The sequence below is a fragment of the Geobacillus sp. Sah69 genome, assembly GCF_001414205.1.
Lineage (GTDB): Bacteria > Bacillota > Bacilli > Bacillales > Anoxybacillaceae > Geobacillus > Geobacillus stearothermophilus.
In genome coordinates this window covers 78,683-94,587 of sequence record NZ_LLKS01000048.1, presented here as the reverse complement: position 1 = coordinate 94,587, position 15,905 = coordinate 78,683, and the positions used below count along the sequence as shown (strand labels likewise).

Sequence of the window (15,905 nt, the reverse complement as noted above, 5' to 3'; positions counted from 1 at the left end):
CATGAATATAGAAGAGCCCCAGGCTGACTGCCTGGGGCTTTTGCCATCTATTATGAAGTTGTCTGTCAACCGGTTATTGAATGTTGCCGAATTGGCCGCCGAGTTGTTGTTGAGCCATCGCTACAAGGCGTTTGGTAATTTCCCCGCCGACCGAACCGTTTGCGCGCGAAGTCGTGTCAGCGCCAAGGTTCACACCAAATTCTTGGGCGATTTCGTACTTCATTTGGTCGATCGCTTGTTGGGCACCAGCGACGAGCAGTTGGTTATTGTTGTTGTTGTTGTTGCGTGCCATAGTTGATCATCTCCCCTTAGAAATTTTGATGGCTGGGTTGGCTGGATTTGCACCAGCGCTGCACGCGAAGAAGCGTGCTGCCAAGCTTGGCTGAACCCAACGGCCCACCTGCTTTTGCGTTCGCCAGCGGAAGTGTTTTGGCAGGCGTCCTGTTTCGCTGGCGGTACTCATAGTTTGGAACGTTTTTTGCCCGTTATTCACTGCGATAATATGGTAATTTTTTACGTTTTATCGACGCCATCATTAGGAAATATCTAAAAGTAAGAGGCATCTTAGAGGAGGAAGCAGCATGAATGTGTGCCCACTTTGCAACGGGTTGCGCCGGGTGACAGTGTATTGCAGCTATTGCCGGCAGCCGATGGAAGACCAAGGGAAAGTGACGGATTATTTCGATGACTACAGTCCGTACATGGATGCGGATGTGATGAAGCTTGCTGACGGTTACCCGCACACATATCGAAACCATGAATGCGTCCATCTGTTCTATTGCCCGCACTGCCGGGAGGAGGAGGTGCGGTTCATTAAAGAATAGGCTCTAGCGATGCGCTAGAGCCGAATAAGTCTATATACAAAACAATGGGGGGAGCTTACTTCTCATCCGCCGCCCGGATGCGCCGCTCCGTCTCGACGTCGAAGAAATGCGCTTTGTTCAAGTCAAACGCAAGGTCGATGCGGTGGCCCGGCTTGATTTCCGTGCGGGCGTCAATGCGGGCGACAAACTCCTGGCCGCCGATGTTTGAATAAATCATCGATTCGGCGCCAAGCAGCTCAGCGACTTCAACATGCGCGGTCATTTTTGTCGTTGGCGATGCCTCCAAGAAGAGCGGCTCATCATGAATGTCTTCCGGACGGATGCCCAAAATGACTTCCTTGCCGACGTACCCTTGGCTGCGCAGCACTTTCATTTTCCCTTCTGGCACGCCGAATGTCGTCTGGCCGACGACAAACTTGCCGTCTTGCAGCGTTCCTCTAATAAAGTTCATCGCTGGCGAGCCGATAAAGCCGCCGACGAAGATGTTTTCCGGTTTCTCATACACTTCGCGCGGCGTTCCGACTTGCTGGATGACGCCGTCTTTCATGACGACGAGGCGGGTGGCCATCGTCATCGCTTCCGTTTGGTCATGGGTGACGTAAATCGTTGTCGTTTCAAGACGCTGATGGAGTTTGGCGATTTCCGAGCGCATTTGCACGCGTAATTTGGCGTCCAAGTTTGAAAGCGGTTCGTCCATTAAAAACACTTTCGCATCGCGGACGATGGCGCGTCCCAATGCTACGCGCTGCCGCTGTCCGCCGGAGAGCGCCTTCGGTTTGCGGTCCAAATATTGCTCAAGGCCGAGAATGCGAGCTGCTTCACGGACGCGTTTCTCGATTTCCGCTTTCGGGAACTTGCGCAGTTTTAAGCCGAACGCCATGTTATCATAGACGCTCATATGCGGATAAAGGGCGTAGTTTTGGAATACCATGGCAATATCGCGGTCTTTGGGCGGTACATCGTTCACTCGTTTTCCATCGATGTAGAGATCGCCTTTAGAAATTTCCTCCAGGCCTGCAATCATCCGCAATGTTGTCGACTTGCCGCAGCCGGACGGACCGACAAAGACGATGAATTCCTTATCTTGAATATGTAAGTTAAAATCTTTTACAGCCGTGACGTTGTTATCGTAAATCTTATACACATGATCCAACACGAGTTCCGCCATCACGAATCCCCCTTTATTGAAATCGTTTTCTCACACTCATATTATATAGATGAATGTGAATATTCGTGAATAGACAAGGTGCACAAAAAAAGCTGCCCGTTTTCGGCAACATGACGGGGAAGCGTCCGCTGCTACGCACGGCGTTGGTGCAAAATAGCCAAATAGGCAGCCGCGGCGCCTTTAAACCGCTTGATGTCAATGCCGGTTTGCTCGGCCCATTTGTCGATCCGATATTGCAAGCTATTGCGGTGCATATATAGTTTTTTCGCCGCCATGGAGACGTTTAAATTGCACTCTAAAAATGTTTCCATGGCGCGCACTTCCTCTTCGCCCAGCCCATCGAGAAACGATAAAATTTGCCCTGTCTTGCCGTCGTCTGCTGCGCTTTCAAGGAGTGGAAGCGGAATGACGTCCTCCCATTCGTACACCGTCTGTTTCGGCCAAAAGCGCCGGGCGGCGGCAAAACATTGCTGCTCGAGAAGGAACGACTCGTACAGCTCCCCGTTCACCGGGCGAACGGGGCCGATCAGCAAATGCATCGTCGCATAAAAATCGGCGGCGAGCGCATCCGCCATTTCGGCCAGCAAGAGCGGCTCGGCCGTCCGTTTTTGTTTGGCCTCAATCAGCAGCCCGCGCTTGTCTTCATTCCAAACGATCAGCACCCGCGAGGCAAATAGGTTGTGAATCGTTTCGGCAAATTCCTGTTTGTTGGCGATCGGGCGATTGACGAGAAAATGAATGAACCGGCAGTATGGGGCAGAGAGCATCGCAGGAGCGTCGGGGCGGCCGGTGGCCATCCATTGTTTCCACGCCCGTTCTTCTTCGCTTTCCGGCTCCCGCCGGCGGTTGGCTGGGGTCAATAACAGCGCCAACAGCTGCCGCTCTCGTTCCGTCAACCGCTCTTTGGCGATGCCCACCTCATCGCCCCCGGCGGTATAAAACCATTCGTACGCCTCGGGATCGGCCGGTTGACCGTTGATGATAATGTCCCCTTTATAAAGTGATTCGAGCTCTTTTAACATCACGGCGCCCCCTTTTCTACCTTTTTTCATTCATTATAACAGAAAGGCCGATTTTCCTGGTGGACAGGAAAATCGGCTCCGTTTACTCGCCGGCGTCGTATGGCGGTTCTTCTTTGACCAGGTCGCGCGCTTCTTCGATGTTGACCTCATCACCGCGGCCGTGCACGACGCCGCCAGCCATCCCTTCATTAATCATGCGGTCAATATCCATGTAATATTCATCGCGCCCCTCATATAAGGCGTCTTGGCGCCCCGCTTCGTTCCGCTCCATGGTTTCGCTCCTTCCTCATCGTTTTTTCCTAGTTTGTCCGAAACAGGCATAGACTATCCGCTTCGCTCATATGGATGAAAGAGGACTGGCAAGAAGGAGGGTGTAAGGGATTTTGTCGAAAAATATTTTTTGGACACCCCTGAGGAGCCGAAAAGCCTTGATAAATCAACATTTCTAGAGGGAGGGAAATAGGGTGGTTGCTGTGATCAAACAATTGCTGGAAACGACCGCTGTGGCTGAAGAAAAAGCTCGTCAGTTGGCAGCGCTTGAAGAAGACGGGCAAACATGGGAAACGTATTTCGCCGAGGTTCAGCGACAACGTCAACTTTGGCAGTATGTTCACCATTTGATGACCGGTGCAGGCTGGGGTGAGAGAAAGAAACAGCAAGAAGCGGCCAGCACTGGCCGCTTCGAGTTGCTGCAAGCGCTGACCGCCGATGAGTGGAAAAAAGCGAAGCTGTGCCGACAAGTAAGTCAGCGTTTAAGCGGAGCCGTCCGGCAGGCGGCAGACGGTGTGCTGCAGCAGGCACTTCGTTATAGCAAAGAATTTTTTGCTATGGCGCAAGATGAGCTAGTTCGGCAAACAGTCGATTGAGCCGCTGAAGCCGGCGTGCTTCAATATCCGGCTCGTCAAAAGCCATCGGTTTGGCGTTTATTTCATAAATGTAAAGCTCCTGCTGTTTTCCGACGCCGATGTCGGCAGAAAATTCGCCGACAAGGCCGAACTGCTCGTTGAGGCGTTCGCCGCTCCAGGCGATGAGGCGCTCGAGCGCCTGTTCATCAATGCGGCTTTGAATTTCCGAATACGGAAGGATCGTTCCGCCGTGAAATACATGGGTTGTCAACGACCGAGGGCCGGCGAGGCGGACGCCGACGCCGGTGATCGTATGGCGATGGCGCTGCCAGTGGGCGAGCACGCGCAAATCGTAACGGCGCCCGTTCCATGTGTCCGTACAGGCGGCTGCTTGAACAATATAACGATGGGATTGGACAAGCGGCTCTAGCTCGTCGAGCGACCTTACCCGTTTTTGGCCGCGGGGGGATTCGCATATGGCTCCCGCCCCAGGCGAGGCGGTGAGACGGAGCAATCCGCTCCCCCTTGCCCCGTCGTCTCGTTTCAAGTAAATACAGCCGTATTGATGGAGCCAAGAGTGAATATCAGCCAACGAACGGACCGGCGCCGTTGGCAGCAGATGAGGCCAAAGACGGCGGTCCGTCTGCAACGCGCAGCAAACGTCCGATTTGCGGAAAAAAGAGCGGTTGACGAGCGGGATGCCATGGGAGGCAAGCCGGGCGGCTGCTGTTTGAAACGGCTCACTCTGTTCTTCTTCCCGGCTTTTGACTCGGTTGTAGACGACGTCCGGCAACGGAGTGGACGATTCGACAAACCGTTCGAGCGCCGGGGCGAATACATAACCGGAGACCATATTCTCGCCAATGCCGGCCGCGGTGCTGACGATGGCGATGCCGCCATCGGCATGAAGCGAGCGGATGACGGTCTCCACCCATGGTTTCCTTCCGCCAAGCAAAGCCGAAATGGATGATTCGCTCACCAATATGCCGACAAGCGGCCCGACCCGCCCGTTTTGCTCGTTGACCGCAAAGGTAAGATCGGGGAGGGAGGCGGCGGCAAGCTCGCCGCGGCCGAACCGATAGAAGCCGTCCGGCCGCCTGCTCACCCATTCATTGGCGTCGCGCCGGTAACCGATCGTGATCATAGTCCAAACGCCTCTGGATCGATGATGGCCGTTTTGCTTAGATGGATCGCATAGGCAAGCGGCAGCAGCGCCGTCCGCTCATCAGCCTCCTTGAGGCCCGGGTGTTTAAAGATAGAGCGCCCCGGTTTGGAATTGGCTTCAAACATCCAAATGTTTCCCTGATCATCTACCCCAAAATCAAAACCGATTTCGCCAATTAACGTGTCTGATGTTTCATCGAGGCAACGGCTAAGTGTCAAGGCGGCGTCGCGGAGGCGGGCGAGCACCGTTTCGCGCTTGGCGGTGTTTGGAAAAATTTCTTCCAATGTTTTGACCATGCCGCCGCTGTTCATATGGGTTGTAATGCTTTGCCGCCCGGCTATTTTGGCGGCGACGGCGCTTACTTGCCATTGGCCGTTTTCATTTTTGTTCGTATGGACGCGGAAATCTGTCGGCCGTCCGTTGATGGTGATGAGCGGGACGGCTTGCTGAATGACGTAACGATGAAGCGGGGCGTGGGTGAGCAAATGATGCCATAGCGCCATGGCGGTCGGAAACAGCGTTGTTTTCGTTTCGCCGTGTTCGTCACGAAAGCGGCATTCGTATGCATCCTTTTTTTTCACCAAATGGTAAATGCCGCGCCCGAGGCTGCCATCAGCCGGTTTCACATACGCTCCCGTATACCGGTTGAGAAACTGTTCGATCGTCTGCCGCGTGACATAGGCGGAGGTTTCCGGCAAATATGGCCGTGCGTCGCGATGGACGGCAAGCCGGCGGTACACCTCCCATTTATTGAAAAAGCGCCCGTTGAACACTGGAATGCCATAGGCGGTCTGCAGCGTTTTCGTCACGGTTTGGAACATGTCGTCATTTTCAATGCGCCGGTTCGGCAGGCGGTTGTAAATCACCGTCGGCAACGGAACCGTATGCCGTTCCCAACCGCGTTCCGTGTAAAAATAGCCGTTGACCGTTCCATGCTCCCAGTCGATATGAGGAAGGCCAAACAAGAAGGCGAACCCGCCGACTTGTTTTTCTTGCGCTAACAGTTTGGCGAAGAAAAAACTGCGCCCTCCGACCGGACGATGGGGCGACTTGGTAAATCCAGCGGTGAAAACGCCGACGAGCGGTCCGATATGGACGGCTTCGTCAGTCAAAAACACGTGCACCTTAGCGGCAAACGGGATCAACAGACGCTGGGCGACATCGCCGGCGACGATGATGCTGTCGGACGGTCCGGAAGATGAGATGATCGTGCATGGAGCGAGGAAGCTGCCAAAGGCAACGGCTGTTCGTCCTTCCGCTTTCAGTGAGGAGGGAAGGATAACTGTATTGGACTCGTTGTCATCAATGACCAATGGATAGATCATCGGTTGGCCACCTCGCTCGCCAAAAACCGGCAATACTGAAGCGGCGCTTCGTAAATATCGTTTTGCTGCTCTGGCGGAAGAAGGCTGATGATTTTCCTTCCCGGCTTGGAATTGACGTCCAAAATCCAAACCGCTCCGTTGTCAGCAACGCCGAGATCCAGACCGATTTCAAACAACGGACCGAGTTCATTGTCCATATAAGCCGGCAACGTACGGATGATCGTGTCAATGCCATCCAGCACTAAGATGCGTTTCGAAGAAGGAAGGTGGTCGAACCAGTCAGCGAACGGGCGCATGTCTGCACCAGCACGGAGATTGGCCACCCACGTTCCAGGGCGTCCGATGCGCACAGCCCGCACCCGTTCAACCCAGCGTCCGGTTTCATCTTTTTGCAGCAGAAAGCGAAAGTCGAACGGTTCTCTTGCCTCGGTGGAGAGGGAGAGAAGCGGTTGAAGCGCATAGCCGTCCCGGCGCTGCAAGGAAGCGACGAATTGTTCAAGTTCGTTTCGGCGGGTGATCACGGCCCGCTCTTGGCCGCGCCCGTCTTGAACGGACAATGTCTTCCCTTTCTTTTGGATAATATAAATGCCGCGTCCGCCAGAGCCGTGCACCGGTTTGGCGACGATGGCTTGTTCATGGCGAAGGAGATCAAGCACGTGATCGGCGCGCTCAAGACGGACGGTCGGCGGCACATATGCCGACAACAGCGGATGGGCGGAAAGCGTCTCATAGACGCTCCACTTGCCGGGCAGGCCATAGCCTAAAAACGTGACATCCGGGCGTTGCTTCAGCCAATGCATAATCGGTTTCGCTTTTTTGGAACGGTCGTCGTGGCCGTAAAAGCAGCGGTCGTACAAAAACGGCGGAATGGGAAAGACGGCATCGGTCCATTCCCCACTTTTGTCATCAAAGACGACACCGCGGACATTTTCCGTTCGCGGGTCGATCGCCAGCGGCGAAAAACGGTATATGGAAATGCCATACTGCTTGGCGCGGCGGGCTACCTCGGTGCAGTACACGCTTTCCTGTTGCTCATCAAGGGTGACAAAACCGAGTGAAATCAATGTCGTTCACTCCTTTTCTTCCATCAATGTCAGGCAATAATCAATCACGGCTTTCGCGGATGGGCGCACCGTTTGTTGAGAAAACGTCATTTCCGCCTGTTTGGACGGTTTTGTATTCACTTCGATGATCCATGGCCGTCCATGGACGTCAATGGCCAGATCGATGCCAAACTCTCCATACAGTCCTTCCGCTTCCGAGGCGAGAACGGCGGCGGATTCCAGTGCGATTTCTTTCAGAAGCTGTTTCTGCTGGAACACGTCCGCTCTCGTATACCACTTCCGCAAGACATCATTGACTGCCATCAGTACTCCGCCGCGGGCAAGGTTCGCGACAAACTGCTCGGGAGGGGCCGCGCGGGCGACCGCTGACGTGACGCGCCAATCGTTGTGGCGGATGCGATGGCAAAGAAGGCGAAAATCGACAGGGCGGCCGTCAATCGTTTGAAGTTCAAGGCCTTGCTGGATGATCATCGGCGTCCGGATTTGTGGCTGCAAGGCAGAAACGGCCGCGGCAACCGAGCGGTATAGCGCCGATGACGAAGAGGTGGAACGGCGGAGACAAATTCCTTCATCGGTGCATTCAATGCGGAAAATCCCCCGCCCTTGGCTTCCGTGCACAGGCTTGAGAAAGACGGACGGGAAGGCGGCGAGAAACGCCTCGAGTGAGTCTTGGCCGTCCCACAGCGCCGTTTTCGGCAAGTACGGATGCAAGTACTCATGCCGCTCCAAATAACGGTGCACCTCCCATTTATGCAAAAAGCGGCGGTTGAACATCGCCCCGTCTTCCTCGTCAAGCCGGGCGAGCAGCTGCTGAAAGGCAGGCGCATATTCAGACTTGCGGGAGTGAAGGCGGTTGTAGACGACGTTCGCCCGCGGCACGCCCCCCTTGATCCATTCGCTGCCGGTTAACCGATATCCGGTGTGCTGCAAATAGAGTGACGGCGATGTGACATAAACAAAAAGGCTGTGCGTTTCTCCATATTTTACCAGTTCCTCACAAAAAAGGTGGATGGAGCCAAAAGAGGCCCGTTCCCGGTCTTCCTTTATTTCAGTCAATACGGCAACGGTTCGTTGGTTGCTCATCGCAGTCCCTCATTTGCGCATTTGTCAGGCAAGTTCTATAATGAACAATTAGGCAAACGTTTATATCGTATCGTATGATGAGAGCCGCTGTTTGGTGACAGCGGCGCGGATGAAAGGGGAAGGCGATGGGAACGTTCATTTATTTGTCGTTTATGGTGGCGGTTGGAGCGCTTATCGGCGGGGTGACGAATTTGATCGCCATTGTCATGTTGTTCCGCCCGCACGAGCCGATGTACTTGTTTGGGAAACGGCTGCCGTTTACGCCCGGCTTGATTCCAAAACGGAGGCGGGAACTGGCGGAACAGCTTGGGAAAACGGTTGTCGAGCATTTGGTGACGCCGGAAGGGCTCCGGCGTAAGCTCAACGATTCAGCCTTCATGGCGGAGGTGGTTGAGGAAGGACGGAAGTGGCTGAAACGGTGGCTGGCGCGCCGGGAGACGCCGGCGCAGTTGCTTGAGCGTCTCGGCATTCGTTCTCCGGATGAGCGTCTTGAGGCGTTGGCGGCCGGACAAGCCGCGCAGGCGTATGAGCGATGGAGCCAAACGTGGCGCACGCGGCCGATTTGCGATATACTGCCGCTTGAGTTGAAAGAAACGATGGAAGCGCGCATCGAGCAGCTGGCCGGCTACTTGGCCGACCGGGCGCTCGAGTATTTCAGCAGCGCGGAAGGAAAACAACAGCTTTCCGGCATGATCCAACGCTTTTTTCAAGAGCGGGGAATGGTCGGGGGCGTGCTGCAAATGCTGCTTGGCAATGTCAATTTAGTGGATAAAGTGCAGCCGGAAATCGGCAAATTTTTGCGCCATGCCGACACAAGGGCGGCGATCGCCCGCCTCCTTTGGACAGAATGGAACAAATGGATCGACTATCCGCTGGCAACGGTGGAGGAGATGGTCGGACGAAGACGCATGAGCGAGGCGGTGCAGGCCGCAGCCCGCGGCCTCGTCCGGGGAAGCGGCTGGCTGCACCGCCCGCTCGCCGATCTTCTTGCGCCATATGAACAGGACGTACTCGACCGGTTCGTTCCGCAGGCGGTTGCCGCTGCTGTCCGCCTGCTCGGCGATCAGATGGAGTCGGTTGTGGCGCAGCTTGGATTGGCAGATGTCGTTCGTGATCAAGTCGAATCGTTTTCGCTCCGAAGGCTGGAGGCGATCATTTTGGCCATCGCCCGACGCGAGCTGAAGATGATCACCTATTTAGGCGCTGTGCTTGGCGCAATAATCGGCGCCGTCCAGGGCATGATCGGCCTATGGTTGTAGCAGCGAGTCATATGACCGCCGACTGGCGCATACGCTAGAACGTAAACGATATTGAAGTGGGAGGCTTCTTCTTATGTCCGAATCTCTTCGTGCGCTCGCAAGACAGCTTGAACAGGCGATCTGGGCGAGCGAGCCGTTTCAGCAGCTGAAACAGGCGTACGATCATGTCCGACACGACGACACCGCCTATCGGCTATTTGCTAACTTCCGTGACATTCAGCTTCGGCTGCACGAAAAACAAATGCGTGGAGCCGCTATTTTGCCGGATGAAATTGAACAGGCGCAAAAGGCGATGGCGCTTGCCCAGCAAAATGAGAAACTGGCCCGTCTGATGGCGCTCGAGCAGCAAATGAGCATGACGATCGCGGAAGTGCAACAAATCGCCATGAAGCCGCTTGAAGAGCTGCATCGTTCATTTATGGAAGGAAGGTAGGAAAAACACCCGGTCGGGTGTTCTTTTTTTGCCCGTTTCGTCATAGTCATAAAAATGATAAGGAATGCAAAGCCGCCCCCAGCTTGCTGGCGGCGGCAAGAGAGGTTGAGACGGACAAAAGGGGGAGACAGCCGTGTATAAGCTGTTGGCACTCAACATTGACGGAACGATTTTAAAAAACAACGGCCGCCTGCCGCGCGAAACAAAAGAGGCGGTCGACTATGTGAAGAAAAAAGGAGTTTATGTTACGTTAATCACGAGCCGCAATTTGCTTTCCGCCCGCAAAGTGGCGAAAGCGCTGCGGCTTGATGGGATGCTCATTGCATTCCAAGGAGCGATGATTGCCAGAACGCTTGATGATAGGCTGTTTGACGCCGTGATCCCTGAGGAGCGGACGTTTAATATCGTGCAAATTTTGGAAAATTTCAACTGCAACATCCGCCTCATGCATGAGCGGTATTCGCTCGGCAATCGGAAGAAAGTGAAGAAAAACCTTGTCGTGCAAACGGTTCTCTCCTCAAGCGACCCGTTTTTCTATCCGACTCAATTTGTCGATTCACTTGGCGATGTGCTGATCGACGAACCGATCGCTGTGCCGAAAATTGATGTATATTTTGCTACAGACGAACAGAGGGATGCAGCGGCCGCTTTATTGACGAAATCGATTCCGTCCATTGATATGATTATGCAGCCAAACGGAAAAATGGAAATTGTCCCGCAAGGAGTGTCTAAACTAGCGGGGTTGCGCCGGCTGGCTCAACATATCGGCGTATCGTTGAAAGAAACGGTGATGATCGGTGACGGCCTTGACGATTTGCCGGCGATTGAAGCAGCAGGGCTTGGCGTCGCGATGGGCAACGCGCCGCTTGAGGTGAAGCGGGCGGCCGACTGGGTGACGCGTTCGAACGAACAGCTCGGCGTCTCCTACATGGTGAAAGAACATTTCCGCAAACAGCAACGGATCGAGTTTTTACAAAAACTCAAAACGAAACAGTAAGAGGCTTGAGCGGGGAGCGAACCGTGAGCGGACAACTGGCGCTTGCCGTTTTCACGAAAATCATAAAAATGAGGCCGGAGCGAATGTCCGGCTTTTTTTTAATCTAGTTGGCCGGGCGAGAGTCATTTCCATAAAGTCGGCGGCAAAGGTGCATTCTTCCGCTTGACGAAGGAAACAGCCGTTCAGTACACTGAAAGAAGTTTGAAAGAAAAGGTGATGAACGTGCGGATCGAAATTCAAGGACTGCCGCATCCGGAACGGTTTCAGCGCCCGCTTGAGGTGATGACCGAGCTGTTTTTCGAAGCGCCGGAGCTGTCGTTCGCGCCGCTTCCTGAGGCCGATATGGCCGTTATGTTTTCCGTCAAGAAAGACGGGGGCATCGCTGTTTCGGGGACGCTGCTTGACAAGACGTCGGGGCGCGTGGAGGAAGTAAGTCATGAACGCAGCACGCCGGCGGATGCTGACGGGAAAACGTACGAAAAACAGCTAAAAAACGCCGTTTTGCATGTCTATTTGACGTTGCTTGAGCGTTCTACCGGCCTCATTCAGCCGTGGGGCGTGCTGACCGGCGTCCGCCCGGTCAAGCTGCTTCATCAGCTTTTGCGCTCAGGCCTTTCGAAAGAAGAGGCGCATCGGAAGCTGGCCGAGGAGTACTTGGTGACTAAGGAGAAAATCGAACTAATGCAGGCGATCGTGGATCGCCAGCTCACGGTCGTGCCGGATTTATACGATTTGGCTCATGAAGTGAGCATTTATATCGGTATTCCGTTTTGCCCGACGAAATGCGCGTATTGCACATTTCCAGCGTACGCCATCAACGGCCGCCAAGGGTCGGTCGACGCCTTTTTGGCCGGCCTTCATTACGAAATGGAAGCAGTCGGCCGCTTTTTGCGCGAGCGCGGCATTCGCATTACGACGATCTACTACGGCGGCGGGACGCCGACGAGCATTACGGCCGACGAGATGGATCGGTTATACGCTCATATGTATGACGTATTTCCAGACGTCGACCGCGTCCGCGAAATCACGGTCGAAGCCGGGCGTCCGGATACGATTACGCCGGAGAAGATTGACGTATTGAAAAAATGGAAGATCGACCGAATCAGCATCAATCCACAGTCGTACATTCAAGAGACGTTAAAAGCGATTGGCCGCCATCATACCGTTGAAGAAACGATTGAGAAGTTCCACTTGGCGCGGCAGATGGGGATGAACAACATCAACATGGACTTAATCATCGGACTGCCGGGCGAAGGGCTTCCAGAGTTTACGTATACGCTTGAACAGACGGAACGGCTTCTGCCCGAGTCGCTGACCGTTCATACGCTGTCGTTTAAGCGGGCGTCGGAAATGACAAAGAACAAACAAAAGTACAAAGTCGCCAGCCGCGAGGAAGTGCAGGCGATGATGAAGGCGGCCCAGGAGTGGACAAAGGAGCACGGTTATGTCCCATATTACTTGTACCGACAAAAAAACATTCTCGGCAACTTGGAAAACGTCGGCTACGCCTTGCCGGGGCACGAGAGCCTATACAACATTATGATCATGGAAGAACAGCAGTCGATCATCGGCCTTGGCTGCGGGGCGTCAAGCAAATTCGTCGATCCGAAAACGCGGAACATCACCCGCCAGGCGAATCCAAAAGAGCCGAAAGTGTACAACGAACATTTCGCCGAATATACGGAAGAGAAAATCAATCTATTAAAGGGAATATTTGGATAAATAACAACACCCCGGGAACAACCCCGGGGTATTTTGATTAGCGGTGAAATAAAATGAGCTTGCCGCTGGCATTGACGCAACGGTGTGTTTTGTCCCAACAGCCGCGCTCACGCAATTTTTGCTCGCCGATTTTTTTCGCTTCTTCATCATTGGCGGCTTCAAACGTTTCATCAAGCAATTTTTCCCCGTCGCGCTCAAACGCGGTCAACGTATACGTCGGCATGTCACCATCTCCTTTCGCTGAATCATCATTCATTTCTCTTTCGTTTAGAGGTTGGATCGGCAAATTCCTGCTTTTATCTGAAACTTCGCGGTTCGTCTGTTTGCCTTGGAGGAACCGTCTCTGAATGATATCTTTATTGCGCGATGTATATGTTTGTTTTGATGTATGGAGGAATGATCGCGACGGAGGTGGCGACGGAAAAATCGTCGCGCGTGATGGAAATTTTAGTGTCAAGCGTCCCGCCAGTCCAACAGCTGTTTGGCAAAATCATCGGCGTTGCGCTTGTCAGCTTGACGCAATTTTTCGTGTTTTTCGCCGTTGCGTTCGCCGCGTTAAAAACGAGCGGGCAGGAAGTGTGGCGTTTCCTCGGATTGGATCACCTGCCGGCCTCGATCTTTGTGTATGCACTCGTTTTTTTCTTGCTCGGTTACCTCTTGTATGCGGTGCTGTTTGCCGTGCTCGGTTCGCTCGTCAGCCGGGTTGAGGATGTACAGCCGGCGATTACGCCGGTCATGATGCTGGTTGTCGCTGCCTTTATGATCGCGATGTTTGGCTTGAATGCGCCAGAGGCGGCGTTCGTGACCGGCGCCTCGTTTGTTCCCTTTTTCGCTCCGATGCTCATGTTTTTGCGCATCGGCCTCGTTTCCGTGCCGGGGTGGGAAGTGGCGCTTTGCCTTGTGCTTTTAGCGGCGACGACTGCCTTGCTGATCTATTTTGGCGCCAAAGTGTATCGAGGCGGTGTGCTGATGTATGGACGAATGAACATTTTCAAGGATGTGAACTACCCCACTTAATTTTCTAGCGAAAATTTGAAGTGGGGGCTTCCAAAGAAGTTTGACTGCTTCAAGCAATCCTTATTCTTTGAGGCGTGTCCACTTCGCCGCTAGAGCATAAGACACTCAGGTCTACAGCTTTACTTTTCTTTAAGATGTTTAATGCGCCATTGACATCAGCATTCATTAGTTTGCCAGACTTTGTTCGATACAARCCKCGCTTAATACGTTTGCCRCTGAACTTATATTCTTTTGGATTGTCGGCATTATATTCAGGAATCTCATCGCCGTCAAAAAAGCTGGCTTGAGACGTATATGATTCTTCCTGTTTCAAGAATTCAATGCCGTAAAATTCACAAAGATATTCTAGTTTTTCTTTTATGTTACCGAGAGGAATATTGACGTAACTATTCACCCCAGTGCTAGTGTATAAAAAAGCCCAGCACAAATAGGGCATTTCGGTCATAGAAAATGCCCTAGGTAGCGGAAAGAACTCGATCGATCGTTTCGCCTGCCAACAGAAGACATAACGAATCCCACACGTTTTTTTCGTGTTTCGTCAGTGTGGAAACGATGCTTCTTGCGATGCAAAACGACTGCGCGAATGTTTCTTCGCGAAACGTACCCGAAATGTTCTCTTTGACTTTGACCATGCGAAGATCGCGTTCGGCTTGGTTGTTATCAAAGGGAACATGTACTTCACGTAAGAAACGCAGCGCTTCTTCCTTTCGTTTTTGAAGGCGTCGAACAAAAGCGAGTGCTTTTTTCGGAAGAGGCGTCATCGTTTCTAATCGGTGTTGTGCTCTTTCTAGGATGCGATCATACACTCGTTCCCACCGTCTCGCTTCTTCTTCGGAAAGTGCACCGTGATGGGCTTCGACGGCTTGCTTGGCGGCTAACAGAAACGTGGTCATGCGCATCGCCCACGTATGCCCCTGTTCGATGAATCCTTTTAACTCACGCAAATGGTGGGCATGACAAAGGGCATGGGTGGCATGTGTGTATTTCGGATACGTACCGAACGCATCGTGCATCATCGTCCCTTCATATCGGGGAAGAATCCCGATMTCATCGGTCGCTTTTTTTCCACGAGAAGCGTGAGGAGCCAAGTATGTATATCTCGATGTACACGCGACATGCACCCATGCGAGTTTCCCATTGATGCGCAAACTCGTTTCATCGACATGCAGGATGTTGGATTCAAGTAAGGCGTCTTCGATGATGTCCATATTTGATTCCAGCGCTTCGCGTCCTCGTTTCACCATATTGGCAAGRGTTCCTGTACTAATCGAGTGTTGATATAACGCTTCGATTGTATCACTTAAACGCTTGTACGGGATCAATTGGATATGATGTAAATAAACAACGAGCGCCGTGAGCCGTGGACCGTATTGCACATGATTCGTGACATGGGATGGGAATTCGGCTTGTTGCACGCATCGACAATGTGGACACGATTTCACTTCACGTTCATGTTGTGTCACCTCGATCGCCACAGGAGGGACATCAAACACTTGACGGATATCGACTTTGAACGGTTTGACGTCACGCAAAGAAGCCCCACATCCTTGACACGTATGCACACGGTGGACGACACGATGATGTGGATGTTCCACTTGACGGAGCGTCGTTCCTTGATGTCCTTCTTGTCCGCCTGGCTTGTTGCCAGATGGTTGACGAGAAGAACGTGTGTTGGCAAAACGGTCAGAAGATGGGGGCAAATGGCTATTGGAGCTGTTTTTTTTCGTGCGTGCTTCCAGCTCTTGAACACGGTACTTCAGTTGTTCATTTTCTTTGCGTAGTTGTTTGTTTTCGTGACGCAAATGTTCATTTTCTTGAACGAGTTGATGAATGAGCTGTTTTTGTTGTTGGACTTTGCCGATTAAGCCCTCAACTGTAAATACAGCTTGTTGTACCGTCAACATGTGATTCACCTCCTTGTCTATCAATATTCACATCATAGACAGGAAAAGCAAAAAATATTCAGCTCACTTTATGATGT

General features: G+C 52.9%; 16 protein-coding genes and 2 pseudogenes. 7 read left to right on the top strand and 11 right to left on the bottom strand.

Going from position 1 to position 15,905, the window contains the following annotated elements:
- Window positions 1–73 precede the first annotated feature (73 nt).
- Window positions 74–292: an alpha/beta-type small acid-soluble spore protein gene (locus tag AP057_RS11945; protein WP_055358838.1), complete on the bottom strand. Its 219-nt coding sequence runs from the start codon at window positions 290–292 to the stop codon at window positions 74–76.
- Window positions 293–581: 289 nt separating this feature from the next.
- On the opposite strand from AP057_RS11945, the gene AP057_RS11940 reads away from it, so the two are divergent.
- Entirely contained in the window at window positions 582–824 is a 243-nt protein-coding gene (locus AP057_RS11940; RefSeq protein WP_033013856.1) for a hypothetical protein, read from the top strand.
- 55 nt (window positions 825–879) lie between these two features.
- Here AP057_RS11940 and AP057_RS11935 read toward each other — a convergent pair whose 3' ends face one another.
- The 3 genes from AP057_RS11935 to AP057_RS11925 form a co-directional block, all read right to left on the bottom strand.
- A complete protein-coding gene (locus AP057_RS11935; RefSeq protein WP_055358837.1) occupies window positions 880–1,992 on the bottom strand; it encodes an ABC transporter ATP-binding protein in 1,113 nt (370 codons plus the stop codon).
- 131 nt (window positions 1,993–2,123) lie between these two features.
- The gene (locus tag AP057_RS11930) at window positions 2,124–3,014 is read right to left on the bottom strand and encodes a CdaR family transcriptional regulator (RefSeq protein ID WP_033011061.1); all 891 of its coding nucleotides are present in this window, start codon (window positions 3,012–3,014) and stop codon (window positions 2,124–2,126) included.
- 82 nt (window positions 3,015–3,096) lie between these two features.
- Entirely contained in the window at window positions 3,097–3,285 is a 189-nt protein-coding gene (locus tag AP057_RS11925; RefSeq protein ID WP_033011064.1) for a hypothetical protein, read from the bottom strand.
- 193 nt (window positions 3,286–3,478) lie between these two features.
- Here AP057_RS11925 and AP057_RS11920 point away from each other — a divergent pair, with 193 nt between their 5' ends.
- Window positions 3,479–3,880 (top strand): hypothetical protein, encoded by a 402-nt coding sequence (locus AP057_RS11920; RefSeq protein WP_055358836.1) that lies wholly within the window; start codon window positions 3,479–3,481, stop codon window positions 3,878–3,880.
- Here AP057_RS11920 and AP057_RS11915 read toward each other — a convergent pair.
- From AP057_RS11915 to AP057_RS11900, 4 genes are read right to left on the bottom strand one after another with little or no spacing between them, the layout of a single operon-like run.
- Window positions 3,840–5,003, bottom strand: a complete 1,164-nt coding sequence (locus AP057_RS11915; protein WP_055358835.1) for a YheC/YheD family protein — start codon at window positions 5,001–5,003, stop codon at window positions 3,840–3,842. The genes AP057_RS11920 and AP057_RS11915 overlap by 41 nt on opposite strands.
- Entirely contained in the window at window positions 5,000–6,349 is a 1,350-nt protein-coding gene (locus AP057_RS11910) for a YheC/YheD family protein (RefSeq protein WP_055358834.1), read from the bottom strand. The genes AP057_RS11915 and AP057_RS11910 overlap by 4 nt, the downstream gene beginning before the upstream one ends.
- Window positions 6,346–7,413: a YheC/YheD family protein gene (locus AP057_RS11905; RefSeq protein ID WP_055358833.1), complete on the bottom strand. Its 1,068-nt coding sequence runs from the start codon at window positions 7,411–7,413 to the stop codon at window positions 6,346–6,348. Before AP057_RS11905 ends, AP057_RS11910 begins: the two co-directional genes overlap by 4 nt.
- Before the next feature lie 6 nt (window positions 7,414–7,419).
- Window positions 7,420–8,496 (bottom strand): YheC/YheD family protein, encoded by a 1,077-nt coding sequence (locus AP057_RS11900; protein ID WP_055358832.1) that lies wholly within the window; start codon window positions 8,494–8,496, stop codon window positions 7,420–7,422.
- 125 nt (window positions 8,497–8,621) lie between these two features.
- On the opposite strand from AP057_RS11900, the gene AP057_RS11895 reads away from it, so the two are divergent.
- The 4 genes from AP057_RS11895 to AP057_RS11880 all read left to right on the top strand — a co-directional run bounded on the left by AP057_RS11895 (window position 8,622) and on the right by AP057_RS11880 (window position 12,907).
- Window positions 8,622–9,755, top strand: coding sequence for a DUF445 domain-containing protein (locus AP057_RS11895; protein ID WP_055358831.1), 1,134 nt, complete (start codon window positions 8,622–8,624; stop codon window positions 9,753–9,755).
- A gap of 73 nt (window positions 9,756–9,828) precedes the next feature.
- Complete coding sequence (locus AP057_RS11890; protein ID WP_033013848.1) at window positions 9,829–10,188, top strand: YlbF family regulator; 360 nt, start codon at window positions 9,829–9,831, stop codon at window positions 10,186–10,188.
- Window positions 10,189–10,321: 133 nt separating this feature from the next.
- Window positions 10,322–11,185, top strand: coding sequence for a Cof-type HAD-IIB family hydrolase (locus tag AP057_RS11885; protein WP_055358830.1), 864 nt, complete (start codon window positions 10,322–10,324; stop codon window positions 11,183–11,185).
- Window positions 11,186–11,401: 216 nt separating this feature from the next.
- A complete protein-coding gene (locus AP057_RS11880; RefSeq protein ID WP_055358847.1) occupies window positions 11,402–12,907 on the top strand; it encodes a coproporphyrinogen III oxidase in 1,506 nt (501 codons plus the stop codon).
- A 37-nt stretch (window positions 12,908–12,944) separates the two neighbouring features.
- Here the strand turns inward: AP057_RS11880 and AP057_RS11875 are convergent, their stop codons facing one another.
- A complete protein-coding gene (locus AP057_RS11875; RefSeq protein WP_015374028.1) occupies window positions 12,945–13,130 on the bottom strand; it encodes a YhzD family protein in 186 nt (61 codons plus the stop codon).
- A 131-nt stretch (window positions 13,131–13,261) separates the two neighbouring features.
- Here AP057_RS11875 and AP057_RS11870 point away from each other — a divergent pair.
- Window positions 13,262–13,924, top strand: a pseudogene (locus tag AP057_RS11870) (ABC transporter permease); the annotation flags it as partial.
- A 49-nt stretch (window positions 13,925–13,973) separates the two neighbouring features.
- Here the strand turns inward: AP057_RS11870 and AP057_RS11865 are convergent.
- Together AP057_RS11865 and AP057_RS11860 are read right to left on the bottom strand one after the other, a co-directional pair.
- Window positions 13,974–14,312, bottom strand: a pseudogene (locus AP057_RS11865) (zinc ribbon domain-containing protein); the annotation flags it as partial.
- Between the two features lie 67 nt (window positions 14,313–14,379).
- Window positions 14,380–15,828, bottom strand: a complete 1,449-nt coding sequence (locus AP057_RS11860; RefSeq protein WP_055358828.1) for an IS66 family transposase — start codon at window positions 15,826–15,828, stop codon at window positions 14,380–14,382.
- Window positions 15,829–15,905: the final 77 nt, after the last annotated feature.